The sequence below is a fragment of the Alkalihalobacillus trypoxylicola genome (assembly GCF_001590785.1).
GTDB lineage: Bacteria > Bacillota > Bacilli > Bacillales > Bacillaceae_D > Alkalihalobacillus > Alkalihalobacillus trypoxylicola.
In genome coordinates, this window is record NZ_LTAO01000012.1 from 522,125 (window position 1) to 546,652 (window position 24,528).

Here is a 24,528-nt window from a genome sequence, read left to right on the forward strand (position 1 = left end):
AGGACAAACATGTTAGTTTCTTATAATTGGTTACAAGATTATGTAGACGTTTCAAATGTAAATGCAAAAGAAATTGCAGAAAAAATGACTCGTGGTGGAATCGAAATTGATTTTATTCATGATTTAAATAAAGGAACAAAGGGGATTGTCATTGGTTATATTGAGGAATGCAACCAGCATCCTAATGCAGATAAATTAAACGTTTGCCAGGTTAATATTGGCGAAGAAGAGCCTGTGCAAATTGTTTGTGGAGCTCCAAATGTAGCGGCAGGACAGTATGTAGTGGTTGCAAAGGTCGGAGCAGTACTACCTGGGAATTTCAAAATTAAAAAGGCAAAGCTGCGAGGAGAAGTTTCTCAAGGAATGATTTGTTCTTTACAAGAACTTGGAATAGAAGCAAAATACGTTCAAAAGGAATTTGCAGAAGGTATTTATGTTCTACAAGAGAAGCATCCAGTTGGTTCTAATGCGGAATCCATTTTAAATTTAGATGACCAAGTATTAGAGCTTGATTTAACAGCAAACCGTGCGGATTGTTTAAGTATGATTGGAGCAGCTTTTGAGATATCTGCACTATACAATAAAGAATTAAAGCTTCCAAATGTAGAGCTTGAGTTTAAGGAAAAAGGGTCAAAAACAAATGCAGTAAGTGTGAAAATTGAAGATACAGATGCAAACCCCTACTATGGAGCAATCGTTATTTCTGGGATTAAAGTAGCGGCTTCACCTTTATGGCTTCAAACTCGTTTAATGGCTGCTGGAATTCGACCAATTAGCAATGTCGTTGATGTAACGAATTACGTTCTTTTAGAATATGGTCAACCTTTACACGCTTTTGATTATGAGCGATTTGGATCTTCTGAGGTTGTGGTGCGAAGAGCTACAGAAGGTGAAAAATTGGTTACCTTAGATGGCGTGGAACGAGCTTTAACGACCGATGATCTAGTGATAACGAATGGCAGCGAACCAATGGCGTTAGCAGGCGTAATGGGTGGGGCCGTATCAGAGGTACAAGAAGATACGTCAACGATTTTATTAGAGTCTGCTTATTTTGAGCATACAACGGTTCGAAAAACATCTAGAGATCATGGATTAAGAAGTGATTCTAGTGCTCGTTATGAGAAAAAAGGAGTCGATCCGAAAAGAATACGTGAAGCAGCTAAAAGAGCTGCATTACTCATTGTCGAATTAGCAGGCGGTCAAATATCAGAATCTATTGCTGAAGAGGATTACTTAAATAGTAAAGAGCCTGTTATCACACTGAACCCTGCTCGCTTGAATAATCGACTAGGGACAAGTATTAGCTCAGAAGAAATTCAGCAAATTTTAAAGCAGCTTCGTTTTGATTATGAAGTGGCAGGAGAAAACCTATTAGTTACCGCACCGACCCGCCGCGCGGATATACAGATAGAAGAAGATCTCTATGAGGAAGTAGCTCGAATTTATGGCTATGACCATATTCCGATTACTTTACCTGATTCATCGACTACACAAGGTGGTTTGACTGATTACCAAGCTAAAAGTCGACTTCTTCGTCGCTATTTAGAGGGGGTTGGTTTGAATCAAGTTATTACCTACTCTTTAACTAGCCCGGAAAAAGCAAAGGGTTTTGCTGATAGGAATGAAAATAATCGTCTCATCACGTTATCGAAACCGATGAGTGAGGAGCGAAGTACGATGCGTACTAGCTTAATTCCACATTTGTTTGATGTGATTTCATATAATAATAATCGCAAAAATCAAGATGTTTTTATTTATGAAATTGGCTCGATCTTTTTAAGTGATGAAGCACCTTTAACGAAGCAACCACTAGAAAAAGAGATGCTTGCCATTGCATTATCGGGATTATGGCAAAACCATAGTTGGCAGGGAGAAAAGAAAAAAGTCGATTTCTTTGTATTAAAAGGGGTAGTGGAAGGTATATTAGCTACTTTTGGTTTAAGTGATGTCATTGATTTTGTTCCATCCCAAAAACCTGAAATGCATCCTGGAAGAACAGCGAGTCTTTTGTACAAGGGAGAAGAGATTGGATATTTAGGTCAAGTTCATCCTAAACAAGAAAAAGAATTGAATCTAAAGGATGTATATGTAAGTCAGATTGATATGAAGAAGCTATTAACACTTGATATAGAAGGAGTTATTTATCAGAGTTTACCAAGATTTCCTGCAATGGTTCGAGATATCGCTTTAGTAGTTGATAAGAATATGACTTCAAGTCAATTAAAGGATATTATTGAGGAAGCAGGCGGTGACTTACTCAAAGATAGTCATGTATTTGACTTATATGAGGGAGAGCATCTAGAGGTAGGTAAAAAATCATTAGCGTACACACTAACTTACTTTGACCCTGAAAAAACCTTAACAGATGAAGAAGTAACAGAAAGACATCAACTTGTACTAAAAGCTTTAGAAGAAAAAGCAAATGCAACATTAAGAGCATAATGTTGCATTGGTTATCGATATAATTAAATCTTATTAGAAACCTATTAAGGTTGGGGTAGCACCAAACTAACTTCTTAAAAGTGGATTTCGTCATTCATAAAGTATTTACCCGTTCAATAGAACCCTCCTTCTTGTTAAAAAGAAGGAGGGTTCATTGTTTGTTGTTTGGGTAAGCATTCACCACCATTTTAAGGAGCTAAATGAGATGAACTAAATTGGCCAATTACAGATTAGAAATGATGCTAGTGATATGGGAGCCTATTAGAGAAAATGGAAAGGTTTTGTCCTTTAACGGTATACAAATAACCTTCCATATTTAAATCATTTTTACCATAGTGGTGGATCCGCAAAAAATCATAAAAAAGAGGAAACAATAAGTGATTTTTCGTAAAAATAAAGTCTATATTTCCAATTAGTTGCCTTCATGATATGATAGAAGTTAGGAATTTTATCACTACATTTCGATTAGAATTTTGCTCAAGCAGAGGTTGCTACAGACAGGAGGCATTTAGGTGGCAGAAGACAAGAAAAAACAACGGACAACTGTTTCGATATATGGTCAGACGTATACCGTTGTCGGCAACGAGCCACCGTCGCATGTTAAAGATGTGGCTCATTATGTAGACCAAAAAATGCGAGAAATAAAAAAAAGAAACCCTTATTTAGATACAACACGTTTAGCGGTTTTGACAGCCGTTAACCTCGTTGATGAATATAAAAAAGTAATGGAAGAACGTGACCGATTATTGCAGGAAAGAGAAAATGGTAATCGTTTAACAGGAGAGGACAAAGATGCTTAGTTTTATAATTCTTTTTATTTTTTTATGTAGTTTTTTTATTGGTCAGCGGAGGGGATTTATCCTTCAGCTCATTCATTTAGTTGGATTTATTGTATCTATTTATGTTGCTTATAGATACTACGGAGTGGTAGCTGAATATATTCGCCTATGGATTCCTTATCCACAATTTTCAAGTGACAGTGCATTCGGAATGATTATTCAAGCATTTGATGCTGAAAGTGTATATTATTCAGGTATTTCATTTGCTTTATTATTCTTTGGGACAAAAATTGCTTTACATATACTTGGCTCGATGCTCGATTTCTTTGCACATTTGCCTGTTCTAAGAACGCTGAACCGTTGGTTGGGAAGTATCCTTTGCGTTGTCGAAAGCTATTTGCTCATCTTTGTATTATTAAATGTAGCAGCATTACTGCCAATTGAATTTATTCAAGAACAGCTTCAGGTTTCAATTATTGCTCAATTTATGATTCATCATACGCCATTTTTATCAGATTGGCTGCGTGAATTGTGGATTAACCATCCATTACCATAAATTGTAAAGGTATTTATACAAAGAGGTTCATGAAGTAAATAAAGGCGTGCATTCATATAAAAGCTTTCCAAGCAATTTACTTATGCCTTGGAAAGCTTTTTCGTTTAATATAGAGATGATAAAAAGGGAAAAGATTGATTTTTGGCGACATAAATCGGTATCATGATAGAGAAGGAAGTGAATGTAGATGATGAATAAAAAGGAAGTTATAACCGTATTAGAACGAATTGCCACTTATTTAGAAATCAAAGGTGAAAATCCTTTTAAAATATCAGCATATAGAAAAGCTGCTCAAGCGCTCGAAACGGACGAAAGGTCGTTAGATGAAATCGAAAAGCCGGCAGACATTAAAGGAATTGGTAAAGGAACGGCAGAGGTCATCTTAGAATTAAAAAATACAGGACAATCCTCTTTATTAGATGAATTAAAAAGTTTATTGCCGGATGGTCTTATTCCATTATTGAAAATTCAAGGTCTTGGTGGCAAAAAAATCGGAAAACTCTATCAAGAGCTTCAAGTCGTTGATGTCCATACTTTAAAGGTCGTCTGTGAAGAAAAAAAAGTTAGAGAAATGGCAGGTTTTGGAGAAAAAACAGAGAAGAAAATATTAGAGGCGATTGAAGAGTTGAACAATCGACCTGAGCGCCTTCCTGTCCCATGGGTTTTACCTATAGCCGAAAGAATCTTAGATCAATTAAAAGAGATGAAAGAGATTATTCGCTTTTCACAAGCGGGTAGCTTAAGAAGGCTTCAAGAGACGGTAAAGGATTTAGATTTTATCATCTCTACAGATAACCCGAATGAAGTGAGAGAGCAATTATTAAAGCTTGAAGGCGTAAATAAAGTGATTGCTAATGGAGAGACGAAGGTTTCATTAGAAGTGGCAGGAGACTTCCCGATATCTGTAGATTTCAGATTAGTCACTGATCAAGAATTCATCACTACTTTACATCATTTTACAGGGTCTAAGGAACATAATGTCGCCATGAGGCAATTAGCAAAAGCTAGAAATGAAAAAATTAGTGAATACGGTGTAGAAAATTTAGATACGGAGGAAATAAAAACCTTCCAAAGTGAAGAAGAGTTTTTTGACCATTTTCAATTACAATACATTCCACCAGAAGCGAGGGAAAATCATGGAGAAATAGAGCTTTTTCAAAAAAATGCTGAGCTCATCCATTTATCGGATATAAAAGGTGATCTTCATATGCATACAACAGCAAGTGATGGCGCTCACTCCTTAGTGGAAATGATTGAAGCAAATAGAAGAAAAGGATACCAGTATATGGTCGTGACGGATCATTCACAGTTTCTGAGAGTTGCTAATGGCTTAACCGTTGATCGACTAAAAAAGCAGCATGAAGAAATAAGAAAATCGAATGAACGTTATGATGATATCGAAATTTTTACTGGAATAGAGATGGATATTTTGCCAAATGGTTCTTTGGACTTTGAAGATGAGGTATTAGCAGAAATTGATTTTGTGATCGCCTCCATTCATTCTTCTTTTCAGCAATCTCAAGAAACTATTATGAAAAGACTTGAAAATGCTATAATGAACCCACATGTTGATTTAATTGCTCACCCGACAGGTCGTGTTTTAGGAAGAAGAGAAGGCTATCAAGTTGATGTCGAAAAGCTTATATCATTAGCTAAAGAATATGATACAGCATTGGAGCTTAATGCTAATCCGAAAAGATTAGATTTATCAGCTGCGTGGGTAAAAAGAGCGAATGAAGAAGGAGTGACCATTAGCATTAATACAGATGCTCATCATATAGATATGCTAGAGCATATGAAGTATGGAGTAGGTATCGCGATAAAGGGTTTAGTAAACAAAAATTCAGTATTAAATGCTTGGTCGCTAGAAAAATTTCAACATTATTTGAAACGTTACGAGCTTGATTAAGCGAATTTATTAGAGAGAAATAATCCCTATTTTTATAAATAGGAACAGCAAACATATAAATACTAAATACGAGTGCTTCTCAATAATGGTAGTTAGTCCGTATTATTTATTCGTTTGTGAGAAAAGGAGTAAAGTGATGGAACGTGTATTACGAGTTTTAGAATACGAGAAAATGAAGCAACAGCTTATAGAGCACGTTTCTTCTTCTCTCGGTCGAAGGAAGATTGAACAATTATCTCCTTCTATTGATTTAGAAGAAATTTTGGTCAGCCAAAAAGAGACGAGTGAGGGAGCGAACGTTTTAAGGTTTAAAGGAAGAATTCCCTTTGGTGGAATCTTTGATATTACCTCGCATGTGAAGCGTGCACAAATAGGAGGTATTTTATCAGCAAGTGAATTAATGGAAATTGCTAGCACGATTTATGGTGGGAGACAGCTTAAAAATTTTATTACTGATTTAGTAGAAGAGGAAGAAAGAGAGCTCCCCCTTCTATACGGTCATGTTCAGCAAATTGAACCCTTGTTAGACTTAGAAAAATATATAAAACAGTGCATTGACGATAATGGTCACGTCTTAGATTCAGCGAGTCAGGCTTTAAGGACCATTCGTCAACAGGTTCGAAGCTTTGAATCTTCTGTACGCTCAAAACTAGAATCATTGACGCGCTCATCAAATACACAAAAAATGTTATCAGATAGCATTGTGACGATCCGTAATGACCGTTTTGTCATTCCTGTAAAGCAGGAATATCGAACCGCTTTTGGCGGAATAGTCCACGACCAATCAGCGTCTGGACAAACACTCTTTATTGAACCGCAAGCAGTTGTCACGATTAATAATCAATTGAGAGAAGCAAAAATAAAAGAACATCGTGAAATCGAAAGAATTTTGATCGAATTATCTAATCATGTTGCTGAGGTCACAAGCGAATTATTAGCCAATGTGAACGTTCTAGCAGACTTAGACTTAATTGTTGCCAAAGCAAACTATGCAAAAGCCATTAAAGCTACTGCACCACTCATTAATGAAGAAGGGTATACTTTATTAAAAAAGGCACGACATCCTTTAATAGATGCAGAAGAGGTCGTTCCGATTGATGTAGAGTTAGGAAGTCAGTTTCGCTCATTAATTATAACGGGACCAAATACTGGAGGAAAAACGGTTACTTTAAAAACGGTAGGTCTACTTACATTAATGATGCAATCAGGCTTGCATGTCCCAGTTGAAGAGGAATCGAGTATGGCTGTCTATCAACAAATTTTTGCTGATATTGGAGATGAACAATCGATTGAACAAAGTCTCAGTACATTTTCTTCCCACATGACAAATATTGTTCAAATTCTCGATAAGGTTGATTTTAAAAGTCTTGTACTTTTCGATGAATTGGGAGCAGGAACGGATCCTACAGAGGGTGCAGCTCTAGCGATATCGATTCTTGATGATGTATATAATCGTGGTGCGCATGTAATTGCTACTACTCATTATAGTGAATTAAAAAGCTATGCCTATAATCGGGAAGGTGTAATGAATGCAAGTGTAGAGTTTGATGTTCAATCGTTAAAACCAACATATCGATTATTAATAGGAGTTCCGGGTAGAAGTAACGCGTTTGCTATTTCAAGGCGTCTTGGCTTAAATGAACAGATTATTGAGAAAGCAAAGGCTCAGATTGATAATGATTCGAACACCGTTGAACAAATGATCATCTCGTTAGAAGAAAGTCAAAAAATCGCGGAAAACGAACAAAAACAAGCAAAAGTAATTCGTATTGAAGCAGAGAAATTACACAGAGAGCTCGAAGATCAGATGGCTCAATTATCAACTGAAAAAGAAAAAATGCTTCAGGAAGCAGAGAAAAAAGCAGCTGAAGCGGTAGAAAAAGCAAAGGCTGAAGCAGAAATGATTATTTCTGTGTTAAGAGACCTTCAAGAGCAAGGAGTCGCAGTTAAGGAGCATGAAATCATAGATGCGAAAAAGCATTTAGAGGAGGCTGCCCCTAAATTAACTGCTCAACAAAAGAAGGTTAAGAAAAAAGCGGAGAAAGCAAAAAAGGTTGAAATCGGAGATGAAGTAAAGGTTTTGAGCTTTGGTCAAAAAGGTTCAATTTTAGAACAAGTGTCTAATGAAGAATATTTAGTACAAATAGGGATTATGAAAATGAAAGTCAACCGCTCAGATTTGCAACTAATTGAACGAACGAAGCCTGTTGAAACAAAGCCATTAACAACGGTTAGGGGTAATGATAGCTATGTGAAGCCTGAGCTTGATTTAAGAGGAGAACGATACGAAAGTGCGATGCTAAGAGTAGAAAAATATATTGATGATGCCCTTTTAGCTGGCTATCATCAAGTGTCGATTATTCATGGAAAAGGGACAGGAGCTCTCAGGAAAGGTGTAAAAGAATTATTGAAACGACATCCTCATGTCAAAGCAGCCAGAGATGCGGCTATGAATGAAGGTGGACTAGGCAATACGGTTGTGGAATTAAAGTAGGTGAGGGATGACTTTGGAATTATTATTAGAAAATGAACTGATGAAGGTTGTTGCCTATTATAGTGTGGCTATGTTAGCCATCGTAGTCTTTATTGCGATCTTTGAAACCGTGACGAGCTATAATAATTGGAAAGAAGTCAAAAATGGGAACCTAGCTGTAGCGATGGCAACCTCTGGTAAAATTTTTGGGGTGGCTAATATTTTTAGACATTCTATTGAACAATCAGATGGTATCTTGACGATGTTAGGGTGGGGAGCATTAGGTTATGTTCTTCTCATCATTAGTTATTTTATTTTTGAATTTTTAAGCCCAGGCTTTAAAGTCGACCAAGAATTAGAAGCGAATAATAAAGCAGTAGGCTTTATTTCATTTGTTTTATCTGTAGGGATGTCCTATGTCATTGGAGCAACGATTATAGGTTCATAATAAGGAGTTAGGAAATTGGAAAATCTCATAAAAATTTTAATAGGCTGTTGTGTGCTCTTTTTTATAGCAGGCTTTATTTATCTTATATTTTTAGCATAATTGTACAAGTTTAAGTCATTTAAAAGGTGAATTCCTTTTAGATGACTTTTTTTTGTGGATGAGTGAATTTCATAATTGCTCTATAAGCGAATCAAACCGAACGTTTCTTATAAGGTAGTGACTCCCAAACGCCGTTTGAAGATCCACTCTGACAACTCTCTAAATAGTCAGAGTTAGCTGAGAACAAGCCCTCGGGAAAGCATCTACCTAAAGTGAAAATCAAAAAACAAATCGTTCCGTTTTCATTAAAAGATAGGAATGGTGAAATGGGTTTAAGTGATTCAAACAGATCATTCATTATAAATATGTCTTGAATGCTTGTGAAATTTACTTTTTGATTGTAACGGTAGGTAGTGACTCCCGAAGGATGAGCGCCGTTTGAAGATCCACTCTGACGAAGCTCTGCGTAGTCAGAGTTAGCTGAGAACAAGCCCTTGGGAAAGCATCTACCTATAGTGAAAATCAAAAAACAAATCGTATGCATTATGAAATTGATTCGGATTAGAAGACGTAAAGAAAACATTACGCTAAAGGTAATTTTTGATAGGTTCTTCTTACAAAAGTTCATTTGTTTCCTTTCAATGCTTCATTAAAGAAACGCATTATTTAAAATAAAAAAGAAATAGAACATGTCTACTAGGCATGATTGAAATCGCTTGCAAATAAACATAAAAATAAGAATCAATACATTGTCGAAAGGAGGAAGACATGTATCTTACAAATAAACACTGGCTGCAACATTATGGAGATGAATTAAAGGAAACACTGGATTATGAGGATATTCCTCTTCATCAATTTTTAGTCAGGACGACTCAAAAGCACGGAAATGTGATCGCGATGGATTTTTTAGGAAAGAAGCTAACCTATGATGAGTTTTATTTATCCGCCAAGAAATGTGCATCACAGCTGCAAAAGTTAGGAGTTGAAAAAGGAGACCGAGTGGCTATTATGCTCGCCAATTGTCCCCAAGCGATGATTAGTTATTATGGGGCTCTTATGGCAGGTGCCATTGTCGTTCAAACAAATCCATTATATGTGGAGAGAGAGCTAGCCCATCAATTAACTGATTCTCATGCAAAAGTCATTATTTGCTTAGACATGGTTTATCCGACTGTCGCAAAGGTGAGAGCTAACACATCGCTAGAGCATGTTATTGTCACAGGGATTAAGGATTACTTACCTTTCCCAAAAAATTTATTATTTCCTCTTATTCAAAGAAAAAATAAACAACCAATTGTGCGCTTGCAATTCGACTCAACCACTCATTCCTTTTCCAAATGGCTTGAAGAAGGGGATGAAGAGCCAAGTGCGGTAGATATTAATCCAAAAGAAGATTTAGCTTTATTGCAATATACTGGTGGAACGACTGGCTTACCTAAAGGGGTGATGCTCACTCATCGAAATTTGACGGTTAATACACAACAATGTAAGCATTGGATTTATAAAACAGAGGATGGAAATGAAAGAATGTTAGCTGTTCTTCCCTTTTTTCATGTATATGGAATGACCGTTGTTATGAATCTTGCTGTTCTAAGTGGATTTACCTGTATTCTTTTACCGAAATTTGATGTTAAAAGCGTTTTAAAAAGTATCGATAAGCATAAAATTAGCCTATTTCCCGGCGCACCTCCTATGTATCGGGCACTCATACATGATCCAACAAGAGAAAAATACAATCTTTCTTCGATTAAAGCTTGTATTAGTGGAGCAGCGGCCCTTCCATTAGATACTCAGGAAACCTTTGAACATGTAACGGGTGGGAAGCTGGTTGAAGGTTACGGGTTGACGGAAACCTCTCCTGTTGCACTTGCTAATTTAATATGGGGCGAGAGAAAAAACGGCAGTATCGGCTTACCTTGGCCAGATACGGAGGTTGTCATTCTTTCAGAAGAAGGCGAACAGCTCGATATAGGGGAAATCGGAGAGGTTGCCATTAAAGGCCCTCAAGTTATGAAGGGTTATTGGAAAAAAGAAGAAGAAACAGCTAGGGTGTTTGTAGGAGAGTGGTTTTTAACGGGAGATATGGGATACATGGATGAAGATGGATTCTTTTATATTGTCGATCGTAAAAAGGATATGATTATTGCAAGTGGCTTAAACATTTACCCTAGAGAAATAGAAGAAGTCTTATTTGAACATGACAGCATTAGTGATGTGGCTGTCATTGGGATAGCAGATGAATATCGAGGAGAAACCGTAAAAGCATTTATCGTTTTAAAAGAGGGGGAACAATTATCTGAAGACGAGCTGGACCGGTATTGTCGCAAATACTTATCGTCCTACAAGGTTCCGAAGGTGTATGAATTTAGAAAAGAGCTACCCAAAACATTAATAGGAAAAGTACTAAGAAGAGTGCTGATAGAAGAAGAAAAAAGAAAAGCAGGATTATAGCCTATTTAAGACACAATTAATAGAGAGGAAATCGATTTGGTGATTTCTTCTTTTTTCTATGAGAAAGGAAAATAAAATGCATGATTTCAGTTAGGGAATGCAGAAAGGATCATATTCTTATAGGAAGGGAAGAGACGAATAATTTTGCAATAAAAGCGATTTGATGGAGAGGTAAGAGCTAGAGAAGAGCAGTTGTTATCGGAAGGGAAAGAAGCAGAATAGGTGAGAAGAGTCAAAAAGGAGCGTTCTATTGGAGAGGAATAAGGGTCGATGCTCAGGAAGGGTGAAAAGGGAGCGTTCTATTCGACCGAACTAAGTGCCAAGGCTTAGAAAGGGTCAAAGAAAAAGCTCTATTCGACCGAAATAGGTGCCCAAGCTTAGAAAGGGTCAAAAGAAACTGCCATCCTCTTGTCGCCGATAGGTCGGAAAAGCTTTTCTCCCTTAAGGAATACTTTATTCATATTTGCCTAGGTTTGGAATAATCATTAAGTATAAAAAGAATGGTTGCTAGGAGGATGAGTATGAGAATTTATGTGTTGTTAAAGCAAACGCTTGATACGGAAGAGTCGTTAGAGATAGAGGATAACAAAATTGTCGTAGATGAAGGTGAGAAGATGATAAATCCTTATGATGAATACGCGATAGAAGAGGCTTTACTTCAACGTGATAAGCACGGTGGTGAGGTAACGGCTGTGTCAGTTGGAATGGAGGAAATAGAGGTTGAGTCCTCCTTAAGAACGGCTTATGCAATGGGGGTTGACCATGCTGTTTGGATTCAAATTGAAGAGCTCGCGGAAAGTGATCCACATTCAACTGCGACTATTTTAGCTGCTTATTTAGCTGATAAAAAGGCCGATTTAATCATAGGAGGAAATGTAAGCGTTGATAGTGGCACAGGTCAAGTCGGACCTAGACTTGCTGAACAGCTAGGAATTAATCAAGCGACAACTATTTTAAAGCTAACGATAGAAGACCAAGCTGCGACGGTTACGCGAGATGTAGAAGGTGATGAGGTCGTAATGAAGCTACCATTACCCCTTCTAGTGACAGCTCAGCAAGGATTAAATGAACCTAGGTATCCTTCCTTACCTGGAATTATGAAAGCTAAAAGAAAAACGATAGAAGAATTGACATTAGATGATTTGTCATTGGATTTACAGGATGTAAAAGCAAAGACAGATACAGTTAAACAATATCTTCCTGAACAGAAGGAAAAGGGTAAGCAGCTAGAAGGTACCATTCATGAACAAGTTCAGGAACTAGTCGAGTTATTAAAGACGAGTGTAAGTCAAAGCTAATATTGGAGGGACTGCAATGACAACTAATCAGTTAGTTTTAATAGAAGCGAGAGAGAATGATATTCGAGAAGTGAGCTTTGAAGCATTAGCACTTGCTCAACATTTAAAGCAAAAGGAAGACAGCATTGTTGCTTTAGTTTGCTCTAAATTAAGTCAAAAACAAATTGAAACTTTAGGTCAACACGGGGCGACAAAAGTTATACAAGCTTCTCATCCCCAGCTAGAAGAATATTCAACAGAAGCTTATCGACAAGTCCTTCTTCAAATCATTGATAAAGAAAAGCCAAGTAGAATAATAATGGGACATACGGCAATTGGGAAGGATTTAGCGCCAAGATTGGCCATGAAGCTAGGGGCCGGGCTATTGTCTGATATTACGGAGGTTAGGGGCGAAGATAGTGAGAAGCCTTTTTTTATTAGACCTATTTATTCAGGGAAAGCTTTTGAAGAGAAGCAGGAGCGAAGTAGCCCCTCTTTTTTAACGATCCGTCCTAATAATTTTCAAAGTAATTGCCTTGAAAATATCCAACATCCAGAAGTAGAGGATTTCGAAGTTCAATTAAAAGAATTGAGAACAGAAATTCTCGAGACCGTAAAAAAAATGAGCAGTAAAGTGGATTTAACGGCAGCTAAAATAGTTGTAGCGGGCGGTAGAGGAGTTAAAAGTGAAGATGGATTCAAGCCATTACAGGAGCTAGCTGATGTATTAGGAGGTGCAGTGGGAGCATCTCGAGCAGCTTGTGATGCTGGCTATTGTGATTATGGGCTGCAAATCGGTCAAACAGGGAAAGTCATTACCCCAACTGTTTATTTCGCTATAGGGATTTCAGGTGCGATCCAGCATTTAGCTGGTATGTCGCAATCAAAAACCATTGTGGCTATCAATAAAGATCCAGAAGCACCGATTTTTGAAATTGCAGACTATGGAATTGTAGGTGATTTATTTGAAGTGGTTCCTTTATTAACAGAGGCATTTAAAAAAAGCGCTGATAAATAAATTTTTTTATGGTGAGTGAATTTCATCATTAATAAAACCGAACGTTTCTTATAAAATATGTTTTAAACGTTTGCGAATGAAATTCTTGATTGAAACGGTAGGTAGTGACTCCCAAAGGATCAGCGCAGTCTGAAGATCCACTCTGGCGAAGCTTTGCGTAGTCAGAGTTAGCTGAAGACAAGCCCTTGGGAAAGCATCTACCTAAAGTGGAAATCAAAAACCAACTCGTTCGGTTTTCATTATAAGATAGGAATGATGAAATTGCTCGGTTAAAAAGGTAAAGGAATAATGGTTCGTAAAAAAGAGTCTCTAGATGATTTTCGTACATGTTCTCATAGGACTAGGGTAAATTAAATTTTATAAGCAACTAATTAGCCAGATGCTTGCAAATAATGTTATAATCGACTACGTAATAAGAAATATGCTTGACGAAGGAGGCTGTTTTTAATGGCTATTGTTCATGTAACTGACCAAACTTTCACAAGTGAAACAAGTGAAGGTGTTGTACTAGTAGATTTTTGGGCACCATGGTGTGGACCTTGTAAAATGATTGCACCCGTACTTGAGGAATTGGATTCTGAATTAGGGGAAAAAGCAAAAATTGCAAAATTAGATGTCGATGAAAATCAAGAAACAGCTAGTAAGTATGGCGTAATGAGTATTCCAACACTACTAGTTTTAAAAGATGGCGAAGTGGTTGATCAAACGGTTGGTTTCCAACCAAAAGAAGCCTTAGCAGAGCTACTTAACAAACATCTATAAGCGGTAAATGCCTTGACCCGTCTTCCTTGGAAGGCGGGTTTTTCAAAGAAATAGTAAATGGAGTATGCTTTTTTGTATGGATGCTGTTATTTTGTAAATATCATTTCATAAAAAGATGAAGTGTCTGAACAAAAAAACATAATGGATCTGGAGGTGGCAAGATTGAGCATGCTAAAAGAGAAATTATCTGTATTACCTGATCAGCCTGGTTGTTATTTAATGAAGGACAAGCAGGGAACGATTATATATGTAGGAAAGGCAAAAGTATTAAAAAATAGAGTGCGATCTTATTTTACTGGATCACACGATGGTAAAACTCAGCGCCTTGTAAGTGAGATTGTTGATTTTGAATATATAGTAACGTCTTCTAATATTGAAGCTTTAATATTAGAGCTTAATTTGATAAAAAAGCACGATCCTAAATATAATGTGATGCTCCGTGATGATAAGTCTTACCCTTACCTCAAAATTACGAATGAAGAGCATCCAAGGCTTATTACAACGAGAAAAGTAAAAAAGGATGGAGGCAAATATTTTGGTCCATATCCAAATGCTTTTGCAGCAACCGAGACAAAAAAGCTTCTCGACCGTCTTTATCCTTTAAGAAAATGTCGTACCTTACCTGATAAAGTCTGTCTGTATTATCATATCGGGCAATGTTTAGCACCCTGTGTAAATGAGGTTTCTAAAGAAACAAACAAAGAGCTCGTTCAAGGAATTACGAAATTTCTACGCTCTGGTCACGATGAAATTAAACAGCAGATCACTGAGAAAATGTTAAAAGCATCAGAGGAGCTTAATTTCGAAAGAGCTAAAGAATTAAGAGATACATTAGCTTATATGGATACGGTCATGGAAAAGCAAAAAATGACGATTTCAGATGGTGTTGACCGTGATGTTTTTGGTTTCTCTTATGACAAAGGCTGGATGTGTGTTCAAGTATTTTTTGTACGACAAGGTAAGCTAATTGAAAGAGATGTGTCCATATTTCCTTTTTATAAAGAAGCGCAGGAGGATATCTTAACATTTATTGCTCAGTTTTATACAAAAAAAGAACATATTAAACCAAAGGAAATACTCGTATCTGAGTTGATGGATATAGAGCTTTTACAAAGCTTTTTAGAGGTGAAGGTAAGTGCACCGAAAAGAGGCAAAAAAAAGGAACTGTTAGAATTAGCCGATCAGAATGCGGAAACAGCTCTAAAAGAAAAATTCGCTTTAATTGAAAGAGATGAAGAAAGAACGGTAAAAGCGGTAGAGCGTCTAGGTGAATCACTTTCCATAACTCCACCTTACCGAATAGAAGCATTTGATAATTCAAACATTCAAGGAGTCGATCCAGTTTCAGCAATGGTTACCTTCATTGATGGAAAGCCAAGTCGTAAAGAGTATCGTAAATATAAGATTAAAACCGTAACAGGGCCAGATGATTATGGTTCGATGAGAGAGGTTGTTAGAAGAAGATATTTACGTTTACTAAAGGAGAAGCTTCCTTTGCCTGATTTAATCGTCATTGATGGAGGAAGAGGGCATATAGCTGCAGCTCAAGATGTTCTTGAAAACGAGCTTAATTTATCGATTCCCATTTGTGGTTTAGCGAAGGACGAAAAGCACCGTACCTCTCAGCTTTTAAAAGGAGATCCTCCCGTTATTATTCCTTTAAAAAGAGATAGCCATGAATTTTACTTGCTGCAAAGAATACAAGATGAGGTTCATCGATTTGCTATTACTTTTCATCGCCAAACGCGATCTAAATCCTTTTTACAGTCTATATTAGATGATGTACCTGGTGTAGGAGAAAAACGTAAAAATAAATTATTAAGGCATTTTGGTTCTTTGAAAAAAATGAAAGAAGCAAGCGTAGAGGAAATTGTTCAAGGTGGAGTACCTACCGCAGTAGCTGAAGCGATTTTTGAAGCATTGCAAGCCAAGGACAAAGAGTCATAATTCGCTAAAAAATAACTCTTGCTAAAAAAATCAGTTTTTGCTAAACTCATAACTATCTTGATTGAATAAGCAGGATTGAAAATTGAATAAGCCATACTTCTTATCTTGTGGAAGTGATGGTAGAGGCGCGAAAATTATAAGTAGAGAAAACGTAGAGCAATGAGGCTTTGTGATGTTTTTTTGAAAGGGAAATTCGCCGAAGTGTATAAGAAGCTCATATTCTTTTATGCTGGACTTATGTTGAAGAAGCATAAGGCTGTCACTTAACTAACCCAAGGTTAGGTGGAGAACTATCTCACGTGGATATAGGGAGCAGTATGGTATAGAAATTATTATATACCAAGCAACGTGAAGGTTTTCCTTTATGTTGCTTTTTTAGTTTCATAAATACATATCAGTACTTATTATTAAACAAATAAACTGATTCATGGAACCTTTAGGAAATCAAAGACAGGTATAAAGACAAGCGAAAGGAAGATGAACGGATGGCGAGAGTAGTTCAAAAATATGGTGGAACATCAGTAGGCTCAGTAGAACGAATTCAGTCGGTGGCAGAACGAATTAAAAAAGGTGTTAACGCAGGAAATGAAATGGTTGTGGTCGTTTCAGCTATGGGGAAATCGACTGACCAGCTAGTAAAAATGGCGAAAGAAATTTCAGATACACCACATAAAAGAGAGATGGATATGCTACTTTCCACGGGAGAACAGGTTACGATTTCATTATTAACGATGGCTCTCCAGGAAAAAGGTATGAAGGCGATATCTTATACAGGCTGGCAAGCTGGTATTGAGACGGACCTTCAGCATGGAAATGCACAAATCACCCATATAAATCAAGAAAACATAGAGAGACATTTATTGGTTGGAACAGTGGTTATTGTAGCAGGCTTTCAAGGCATATCTTCAGAAAAAGAAATAACAACCTTAGGAAGAGGGGGATCTGATACGACTGCTGTAGCTCTTGCAGCTTCCTTACATGCTGATTCTTGTGAAATTTATACAGATGTAGAAGGGGTATTCACAACCGATCCACGTTTTGTTAAGAAAGCTAGAAAGCTTCACTCGATTTCATATGATGAGATGCTAGAAATGGCACAGCTTGGAGCTGGAGTACTACATCCTAGAGCGGTAGAATTTGCTAAAAATTACAATGTACCATTAATGGTCGCTTCAAGCATGACAGAAACTGAGGGAACGCTTATTGAGGAGGAAGTAACGATGGAAAAAGGATTAGTTGTAAGAGGAATTGCCTTTGAAAATGATGTAACTAAGGTCACAGTATCTGGGTTACCGAATGAATTAAATACGTTAGCTAAATTATTTAGTACATTATCTAAGCACGGTATTAATGTGGATATTATCATCCAAAATCAAACTGATTCAGAGCACGTTACGATTTCATTTACTGTAACGCAGGCAACCTTAAAGGAAACACTAAGTACATTAGAAAAAGCCCAAGAGGAATTACAATATGAACATATTCAATATGAAAATGGCTTAGCTAAAGTTTCGATTGTCGGCTCAGGGATGGTTAGTAATCCAGGGGTAGCAGCAAAAATGTTTAATATTTTAGCAGATGAAAAAATTGAAATCAAAATGGTTAGTACATCTGAAATCAAGGTTTCAACGGTTCTTGATGAAGATGATATGGTCATGGCTGTTGAAGCTTTACATGAAGCCTTTCAATTATCTGAAGAGGCCTTGGAAACAGTTATTTAATTGATTGAAAAAAACAAGCATCGTTTTCAAAAGGAAACGGTGCTTGTTTTTAAAAATAAGCTTCTCATTATTCATATGTAGGCCTTGAAGAAGAAGAATCATTGATTTACGGGGTCATGCTTATCTATGTGGATGTGGAAGATTACTGATTTTTTTTTCGTTTCGTATGTTGCCTCAGAAATAAGACTGTGTATATGTTCTATTTGTTGAGCTAAAAACCCAGCTTCCAAATGATAGCATCTTTTATCTTCTTTCCCCATCCATGGGCCTTGCAATTCAAGTATTTTAATTTGAGGTTTATCTTTTTGTATTTGTAAAGATCCCCAGCCTGCTTGAAGAAAAAAATCAATCATATCTTCAAGTGTGTGTAATTCATATTTTCGAGCGATTGTTTTTCCGCCCCAGTAGAGAATTTGTTCATGCTCGCTTCCTAATAATTCTCTAAGCAAGTCGTTTCGAATTAAGTCATATTGAAAAAGACTCATATCTTGTTCCATACTTACCACCCTCTCCAATATGTATTATACATATAAAATAGAGAATAATCTCTAATTCTGTTATAGTCATTTTATGTAAAATCATTGAAAACACCGTACTTTAAAGGAGAGAGCTATGAAATCCGTATTTAGTACCATGCTTACACCATTTAGAATGATACTTATTTCTTATTTACTTGCTATGCTCATTTTTAGTATTTTGCTTTCTCTACCAATTGCTCATTATGAGGGTGTTGAGGTGAGCTATAAAGAGGCCTTATTTGTCTCTGTAAGTGCTGTAAGTGTAACAGGACTAACGGTTATTGATATCTCTGAAAGCTTTAACGTAGTTGGAACGATTTTTTTATCACTAGCGATTCAATTAGGCGGAATAGGAATTATGACGCTCGGAACCTTTTTCTGGATGCTGCTACGTAAAAGAATCCAATTATCACAAAGAATGCTAATCATGGTTGACCAAAATCAAAGTACACTTTCTGGACTTGTTAAACTTATGAAAGGAATACTTTTTACAGCTTTATGCATTGAAATAGTCGGTGGTTTCATTTTAGGAACCTACTATCTAACCTATTTTGATACGGCTCTAGAGGCATATGTTCAAGGCTTTTTTGCTTCGTTGAGTGCTTTTACCAATGCTGGTTTCGATATTACTGGGCAATCATTGATTCCTTTTGCGGACGATTATTTTGTACAAACATTTGTAATGATTTGGTTAATAGCAGGTGCCATCGGTTTTCCTGTCATATTAGAGATAAAAGAGTTTGTACGGAATAGAAAAAGCTTTCGTTTTAGCTTGTTTACAAAAATTACAACCTTTACTTTTGCGGTTGTATTTGTCATTGGGGCAATCGGTATTTGGTTATTTGAATTTAATCACTTGTATATAGGAATGGATTGGCACCAGCAATTTTTCACTTCTATTTTCAATTCAGCTACGACTAGAAGTGCAGGATTAACGGTTGTAGAAAATCAGGATTTACAGCCGACTACTTTATTATTGATGTCGTCGCTCATGATGATTGGAGCAAGCCCATCCAGTGTAGGTGGTGGGATTCGCACGACAACATTAGCGGTTATTTTTTTAACGATTAAGAGCTTTGCATTAGGGCAGCAAGAGGTAAAAGCATTTGGACGTCAAATTCATTTACAAGATATTCAAAAAGCTTTTATTGTACTTTCTGTGTTCCTTTTTTTATTATTTACTTCTATATTATTAATTGTGGCGTTTGAAAATGGAAAAGACATCACGCTTTTAGAAATCATCTTTGAAGCATCCTCAGCTTTTGGAACGTGTGGTCTTTCTCTAGGGATCACTTCAGAGTTAACATTTGCTAGTCAAGTGGTTTTAATGGTCTTAATGTATATTGGGAGAGTTGGGTTAGTTGCTTTCCTATTTTCAATTAGAAAAAAAGAATCAAAAAGTCATTATCACTATCCAACAGAGAGAATTATTATTGGATAATAATAAGAAAGGGATAAATTGGTTTTATTTTTTAAAATTATAATAATCTGAATACTTAAACAGTAAAAGAACAGAGTAAAAGATAATCTATAAAAAGCCTTTTATTTTATTAAAAAAAGTAGATTAATATGGAAATATAATAAAAAGCTTGTATACGTTTTCTTGACGACAAATTCTGTAGAGAGTAAAATAAATTTGTCGGTTTTTATTCACAGAATCTTATAAAAAGGTTCTAAAAAATGAATATTGAAAGATGGTTTTGTGTTTTCGGTGTGGGGAGGTACAGAATTATACGAGAAAAAGAAGCGGTAAACGAATGTATTAGGTAGGAAATCAAATTTTGTGGGGGGAAAAGGTATGGCAGGAAATTCTGAATATTTTAATCGTCGGCTGCACTCCTTATTAGGTGTTATTCCAATCGGGATCTTTTTAGTGCAGCATTTAGTTGTCAATCATTTTGCGACGCAGGGGGCAAGTTCATTTAATACAGCGTCTCACTTTATGGAAAGTTTACCATTTAGGTATGCACTTGAATTATTTATTATTTTTATTCCCATTTTATATCATGGAATTTATGGGATTTATATAGCTTTTACAGCTAAAAACAATGTTCAACGCTATAATACTTTTAGAAACTGGATGTTTGTGTTACAACGTTTTACAGGAGTCTTTTTATTAATATTTATTGCTTGGCACGTCTATGAAACTAGATTCCAAGCGGCATTAGGTGTAGAGGTTAACTACGATATGATGGCAGATATTTTAAGCTCGCCATTTATGTTGATTTTTTACATTTTGGGTGTATTATCAGCTACTTTCCACTTTGCTAACGGATTATGGTCATTTGCCGTTTCTTGGGGAATTACGGTTTCACCTCGTGCACAGCGTATAGCAACTTATGTAACCATGGCTATTTTCGTTGCACTATCATTTGTAGGAATTCGCGCAATATTAGCATTTATTAATCCAGAATTAGCAAACATTTAAGGAGAGGGTATAAATGAGTAAGGGCAGAATTATTGTTGTCGGTGGTGGACTAGCTGGTTTAATGGCAACAATTAAAGCGGCAGAAAAAGGCGTACCTGTTGATTTATTTTCACTTGTACCCGTTAAAAGATCTCACTCTGTCTGTGCACAGGGAGGTATAAATGGAGCGGTAAATACAAAGGGTGAAGGAGATTCCCCATTAGAGCATTTTGATGATACGGTTTATGGTGGAGACTTTTTAGCTAATCAACCTCCAGTGAAAGCGATGACAGAAGCAGCTCCGGGAATCATTCACTTAATGGATAGAATGGGTGTTATGTTCAACCGTACACCTGAGGGATTATTAGATTTCCGTCGATTTGGTGGAACTCAGCATCATCGAACAGCTTTTGCAGGTGCGACAACGGGTCAGCAGCTTCTTTATGCACTCGATGAGCAAGTTCGCCGTCATGAAACGAGCGGTCTCGTTACTAAATATGAGGGATGGGAATTTACATCAGCTATTATTGATGATGAAGGAATCTGTAGAGGGATTACCGCTCAAGACCTTCAAACTTCTGAAATTCGTCATTTTGCTGGAGATGCTGTCATTATGGCAACGGGTGGACCTGGAATTATATTCGGAAAATCAACAAACTCCGTCATTAATACTGGCTATGCAGCTGCAAAGCTATATGAGCAAGGTGTCCACTATGCGAATGGAGAATTCATTCAAATTCATCCGACGGCTATACCTGGAGATGATAAGCTTCGTTTAATGAGTGAATCAGCTCGTGGAGAAGGTGGTCGTGTCTGGACATATAAAGATGGTAAGCCTTGGTACTTCCTAGAGGAAAAATACCCAGCTTATGGAAACCTAGTGCCTCGTGACATTGCGACTCGTGAAATTTTCTCTGTATGTGTTGATATGAAGCTTGGAATTAATGGAGAAAACATGGTTTACCTAGATTTATCTCATAAGGATCCAAAAGAGCTAGATATTAAACTTGGTGGTATCATCGAAATTTATGAGAAATTTATGGGAGATGACCCACGTAAAGTTCCAATGAAGATTTTCCCTGCCGTGCATTATTCTATGGGTGGAATGTGGATCGATTATGACCAAATGACAAATATCCCAGGCTTATTCGCTGCAGGTGAGTGTGATTATTCACAGCACGGCGCGAATCGTTTAGGAGCTAACTCTCTTTTATCTGCCATTTATGGTGGGATGGTTGCTGGTCCTAAGGCAGTAGAATATATCGGCGGACTTGAAAAATCTGCAGACTCGATTTCCTCTAGTATCTTTGAGCAAGAGATGAAAAAAGAGCAAGAGAAATTCGAAAGCATTTTAAAAATGGATGGAAAAGAAAATGCTTATAGCCTTCATAAAGAATTAGGAGAATGGATGACCGATAATGTTACGGTTGTTCGTTACAACGATAAATTAGCTCAAACAGATGAAAAAATCCAAGAGCTAATGGAACGTTATCAAAATATTAATATTAATGATACGGCAAGATGGAGTAACCAAGGGGCTTCCTTCACTCGTCAACTTGAAGGAATGTTAAATCTAGCGCGTGTTGTGACATTAGGTGCTTATAATCGTAATGAAAGTCGTGGAGCTCATTATAAACCAGACTTCCCAGAGCGAAATGATGAAGAGTTTCTCAAAACTACAGTTGCGAGTTATAACGCTGAAACGAGAGCGCCAGACTTCAGATACGACGAAGTGGACGTTTCGTTGATTAAGCCTCGTAAGCGTGATTATTCGCAAAAGAAACAAGGAGCTGCTAAATCATGAGTGAAAAACAAGTGACATTTAGAATATTACGACAAACGGATCAAAATAGTGAGCCGTATGAAGAGGAATTTGTTTTACCATACCGTCCTAATATGAATGTAATTTCAGCGTTGATGGAAATTCGTCGTAACCCGGTTAATTCAAAAGGTGAAACAACAACTCCGGTAGTATGGGACATGAACTGTTTAGAAGAGGTATGTGGTGCCTGTTCAATGGTCATTAACGGAAAACCACGTCAATCTTGTACGGCCCTAGTCGATAAATTAGAACAGCCTATTCGTTTAGAGCCAATGAAGACTTTCCCTATTGTACGTGATTTGATGGTTGATCGTTCACGTATGTTCGATTCATTGAAAAAAGTTAAAGCTTGGATTCCGATCGATGGTACCTATGATTTAGGTCCTGGGCCAAGAATGGCAGAATCAAAACGCCAATGGGCTTATGAGCTTTCAAAGTGTATGACTTGTGGTGTTTGTTTAGAGGCTTGTCCAAATGTTAATAGTAAATCGGATTTTATTGGACCAGCACCATTATCACAAGTTCGCTTGTTTAATGCTCATCCAACTGGTGAAATGAACGCAAAAGAACGTTTAGATGCTTTAATGGAAGAAGGCGGATTGTCTGCTTGTGGTAATTCACAGAACTGTGTGCAAGCATGTCCAAAAGGTATCCCATTAACGACATCGATTGCGGCTTTAAATCGTTCAACGGCTCTACAGTCATTTAAAAACTTCTTCGGATAAAAAGCACCCAAGAATTTTTTTGGAAGATTACTAGAGCTTTGTACAAAATGAATAATAGCTTGTACTTTGATTGAAGGGGCGGACTTGTTATGATAACAAGTCCGCCTCTTTCCTCTCTAGGTTCTCACAACGTAGATACTCACTAATAAATAATAAATGAGTGATAATTTAAATCTGAAGTTCACCTAGTCTAATTAATTCTATAACTGCTTGAGAGCGCCCCTTAACCCCCAGCTTTTGCATCGTATTAGAAATGTGATTACGTACTGTTTTTTCACTTATAAAAAGTTGCTGTGCGATTTCCTTAGTAGTTTTGTCCTGAACGAGCAATTCAAATACCTCTCGTTCCCTTTTAGTAAGTAAAGGTTTAGGTCCAAATTCTGCTCCTTTCAATGAGTTCACTCCTTCTTGCTCGGGCTAAGAGCGGATGTGGGTTACTCAACTCCCATAGTTGAAGGGTTTTAGTCATCATAGTATATGTGTGTTTGAAAAGACGTGTGCAATCTATTTGAAAAACTTTTATAAAAAGGGACAATACCTATGGCATGTTAGTTGACTCATTGAAAACAATTAGCTAATATATGGAGAGTAGAATGAAAAACCCATTAAATATCAAGTTTTAATTGTATGTTTGTCATTATTCATGATATACTTATCGTGAAGTGTGAGATAATTTTGCATTGGATTTAACTAATGAAAGCAAGTATTTGCGCATACAATATAGAGGTACACAAAACGTGTTACTGATTCGATCAGGCATGAGTTAGAGGTGTATATGAGAAGAAAGTAGGGTACGTAATAGATATAGGTACATTCTGCGGTCATCATGTGCGTTTCAATTACTCATGTTTTTTTCTTATTTGAATAAGCTGTTATGTGTAACTTAAAAAGAGGTTTTGGATATTTAGGATGGGGTAAACTCATTCATAATCAAAAATAAATTTAATACGAGAGGTAGATGTTAAAATGGCAGAAAAAACATTTAAAATCACAGCAGAAACAGGAATTCACGCACGTCCAGCAACTCAATTAGTAAATAAAGCAGGTCAATACTCTTCTGATATTACTTTAGAGTATAAAGGCAAGTCTGTTAATTTAAAATCTATTATGGGTGTTATGTCTTTAGGTGTAGGCCAAGGTGCTGAAGTTTCCATTAAAGCAGAAGGATCTGACGCTGATGAAGCTCTTAAAGGAATCGAAGAAGTGATCAAGGAAGGGTTAGGAGAGTAATTAT

General features: G+C 36.8%; 19 protein-coding genes and 1 riboswitch. Of the genes, 17 read left to right on the top strand and 2 right to left on the bottom strand.

What is annotated here, in order from left to right; translation table 11 throughout:
- The first annotated feature begins 9 nt into the window (after positions 1-9).
- The 12 genes from pheT (at position 10) to AZF04_RS09725 (ending at position 17,822) form a co-directional block, all read left to right on the top strand.
- Entirely contained in the window at positions 10-2,442 is a 2,433-nt protein-coding gene (gene pheT / locus AZF04_RS09670) for a phenylalanine--tRNA ligase subunit beta (RefSeq protein WP_061948530.1), read from the top strand.
- 512 nt (positions 2,443-2,954) lie between these two features.
- Positions 2,955-3,242 (top strand): cell division protein ZapA, encoded by a 288-nt coding sequence (zapA, locus tag AZF04_RS09675; protein WP_045480764.1) that lies wholly within the window; start codon positions 2,955-2,957, stop codon positions 3,240-3,242.
- Positions 3,235-3,777 (top strand): CvpA family protein, encoded by a 543-nt coding sequence (locus tag AZF04_RS09680; protein ID WP_045480762.1) that lies wholly within the window; start codon positions 3,235-3,237, stop codon positions 3,775-3,777. Before zapA ends, AZF04_RS09680 begins: the two co-directional genes overlap by 8 nt.
- A gap of 190 nt (positions 3,778-3,967) precedes the next feature.
- Entirely contained in the window at positions 3,968-5,686 is a 1,719-nt protein-coding gene (gene polX / locus AZF04_RS09685; protein ID WP_153017246.1) for a DNA polymerase/3'-5' exonuclease PolX, read from the top strand.
- A 136-nt stretch (positions 5,687-5,822) separates the two neighbouring features.
- On the top strand, positions 5,823-8,180 hold the full coding sequence (locus tag AZF04_RS09690) for an endonuclease MutS2 (protein ID WP_061948532.1): 2,358 nt from the start codon (positions 5,823-5,825) through the stop codon (positions 8,178-8,180).
- 7 nt (positions 8,181-8,187) lie between these two features.
- A complete protein-coding gene (locus tag AZF04_RS09695; RefSeq protein ID WP_061948533.1) occupies positions 8,188-8,607 on the top strand; it encodes a DUF350 domain-containing protein in 420 nt (139 codons plus the stop codon).
- Positions 8,608-9,414: 807 nt separating this feature from the next.
- Positions 9,415-11,097, top strand: a complete 1,683-nt coding sequence (locus AZF04_RS09700) for a long-chain-fatty-acid--CoA ligase (RefSeq protein WP_061948534.1) — start codon at positions 9,415-9,417, stop codon at positions 11,095-11,097.
- Between the two features lie 521 nt (positions 11,098-11,618).
- Positions 11,619-12,395 (top strand): electron transfer flavoprotein subunit beta/FixA family protein, encoded by a 777-nt coding sequence (locus tag AZF04_RS09705; RefSeq protein ID WP_061948535.1) that lies wholly within the window; start codon positions 11,619-11,621, stop codon positions 12,393-12,395.
- A gap of 16 nt (positions 12,396-12,411) precedes the next feature.
- Entirely contained in the window at positions 12,412-13,392 is a 981-nt protein-coding gene (locus AZF04_RS09710; protein ID WP_061948536.1) for an electron transfer flavoprotein subunit alpha/FixB family protein, read from the top strand.
- A 447-nt stretch (positions 13,393-13,839) separates the two neighbouring features.
- Positions 13,840-14,154, top strand: coding sequence for a thioredoxin (trxA, locus tag AZF04_RS09715; RefSeq protein WP_045480748.1), 315 nt, complete (start codon positions 13,840-13,842; stop codon positions 14,152-14,154).
- Between the two features lie 168 nt (positions 14,155-14,322).
- Positions 14,323-16,101 (top strand): excinuclease ABC subunit UvrC, encoded by a 1,779-nt coding sequence (uvrC, locus tag AZF04_RS09720; protein WP_061948537.1) that lies wholly within the window; start codon positions 14,323-14,325, stop codon positions 16,099-16,101.
- Between the two features lie 112 nt (positions 16,102-16,213).
- Positions 16,214-16,402, top strand: a riboswitch (Lysine riboswitch).
- 184 nt (positions 16,403-16,586) lie between these two features.
- Entirely contained in the window at positions 16,587-17,822 is a 1,236-nt protein-coding gene (locus AZF04_RS09725; protein WP_061948538.1) for an aspartate kinase, read from the top strand.
- Positions 17,823-17,920: 98 nt separating this feature from the next.
- Here AZF04_RS09725 and AZF04_RS09730 read toward each other — a convergent pair whose 3' ends face one another.
- Positions 17,921-18,319, bottom strand: a complete 399-nt coding sequence (locus tag AZF04_RS09730) for a DUF2507 domain-containing protein (protein WP_061948539.1) — start codon at positions 18,317-18,319, stop codon at positions 17,921-17,923.
- Between the two features lie 115 nt (positions 18,320-18,434).
- Between AZF04_RS09730 and AZF04_RS09735 the strand changes: the two genes are divergently transcribed.
- From AZF04_RS09735 to sdhB, 4 genes are all read left to right on the top strand, one after another.
- Positions 18,435-19,781: a TrkH family potassium uptake protein gene (locus AZF04_RS09735; RefSeq protein WP_061948540.1), complete on the top strand. Its 1,347-nt coding sequence runs from the start codon at positions 18,435-18,437 to the stop codon at positions 19,779-19,781.
- Positions 19,782-20,138: 357 nt separating this feature from the next.
- Positions 20,139-20,768, top strand: coding sequence for a succinate dehydrogenase cytochrome b558 subunit (locus AZF04_RS09740; RefSeq protein WP_045480738.1), 630 nt, complete (start codon positions 20,139-20,141; stop codon positions 20,766-20,768).
- Between the two features lie 13 nt (positions 20,769-20,781).
- Positions 20,782-22,551, top strand: coding sequence for a succinate dehydrogenase flavoprotein subunit (gene sdhA / locus AZF04_RS09745; RefSeq protein ID WP_045480736.1), 1,770 nt, complete (start codon positions 20,782-20,784; stop codon positions 22,549-22,551).
- Complete coding sequence (gene sdhB, locus AZF04_RS09750; protein WP_045480734.1) at positions 22,548-23,294, top strand: succinate dehydrogenase iron-sulfur subunit; 747 nt, start codon at positions 22,548-22,550, stop codon at positions 23,292-23,294. The genes sdhA and sdhB overlap by 4 nt, the downstream gene beginning before the upstream one ends.
- Positions 23,295-23,462: 168 nt before the next feature.
- Here the strand turns inward: sdhB and AZF04_RS09755 are convergent, their stop codons facing one another.
- Entirely contained in the window at positions 23,463-23,687 is a 225-nt protein-coding gene (locus AZF04_RS09755; RefSeq protein ID WP_003320958.1) for a helix-turn-helix domain-containing protein, read from the bottom strand.
- A gap of 573 nt (positions 23,688-24,260) precedes the next feature.
- Between AZF04_RS09755 and AZF04_RS09760 the strand changes: the two genes are divergently transcribed.
- Positions 24,261-24,524, top strand: a complete 264-nt coding sequence (locus AZF04_RS09760; RefSeq protein ID WP_045480732.1) for a phosphocarrier protein HPr — start codon at positions 24,261-24,263, stop codon at positions 24,522-24,524.
- Positions 24,525-24,528 lie beyond the last annotated feature (4 nt).

Bases quoted from the DNA above. Each gene is read 5' to 3' on its own strand.
- AZF04_RS09760 (WP_045480732.1), top strand. From the start codon at position 24,261: ATGGCAGAAAAAACATTTAAAATCACAGCAGAAACAGGAATTCACGCA.
- AZF04_RS09700 (WP_061948534.1), top strand. From the start codon at position 9,415: ATGTATCTTACAAATAAACACTGGCTGCAACATTATGGAGATGAATTA.
- sdhB (WP_045480734.1), top strand. From the start codon at position 22,548: ATGAGTGAAAAACAAGTGACATTTAGAATATTACGACAAACGGATCAA.
- AZF04_RS09710 (WP_061948536.1), top strand. From the start codon at position 12,412: ATGACAACTAATCAGTTAGTTTTAATAGAAGCGAGAGAGAATGATATT.
- uvrC (WP_061948537.1), top strand. From the start codon at position 14,323: ATGCTAAAAGAGAAATTATCTGTATTACCTGATCAGCCTGGTTGTTAT.
- trxA (WP_045480748.1), top strand. From the start codon at position 13,840: ATGGCTATTGTTCATGTAACTGACCAAACTTTCACAAGTGAAACAAGT.
- AZF04_RS09725 (WP_061948538.1), top strand. From the start codon at position 16,587: ATGGCGAGAGTAGTTCAAAAATATGGTGGAACATCAGTAGGCTCAGTA.
- polX (WP_153017246.1), top strand. From the start codon at position 3,968: ATGAATAAAAAGGAAGTTATAACCGTATTAGAACGAATTGCCACTTAT.
- AZF04_RS09705 (WP_061948535.1), top strand. From the start codon at position 11,619: ATGAGAATTTATGTGTTGTTAAAGCAAACGCTTGATACGGAAGAGTCG.
- AZF04_RS09680 (WP_045480762.1), top strand. From the start codon at position 3,235: ATGCTTAGTTTTATAATTCTTTTTATTTTTTTATGTAGTTTTTTTATT.
- pheT (WP_061948530.1), top strand. From the start codon at position 10: ATGTTAGTTTCTTATAATTGGTTACAAGATTATGTAGACGTTTCAAAT.
- sdhA (WP_045480736.1), top strand. From the start codon at position 20,782: ATGAGTAAGGGCAGAATTATTGTTGTCGGTGGTGGACTAGCTGGTTTA.
- AZF04_RS09690 (WP_061948532.1), top strand. From the start codon at position 5,823: ATGGAACGTGTATTACGAGTTTTAGAATACGAGAAAATGAAGCAACAG.
- AZF04_RS09735 (WP_061948540.1), top strand. From the start codon at position 18,435: ATGAAATCCGTATTTAGTACCATGCTTACACCATTTAGAATGATACTT.
- AZF04_RS09695 (WP_061948533.1), top strand. From the start codon at position 8,188: ATGACTTTGGAATTATTATTAGAAAATGAACTGATGAAGGTTGTTGCC.
- AZF04_RS09740 (WP_045480738.1), top strand. From the start codon at position 20,139: ATGGCAGGAAATTCTGAATATTTTAATCGTCGGCTGCACTCCTTATTA.
- AZF04_RS09730 (WP_061948539.1), bottom strand. From the start codon at position 18,319: ATGGAACAAGATATGAGTCTTTTTCAATATGACTTAATTCGAAACGAC.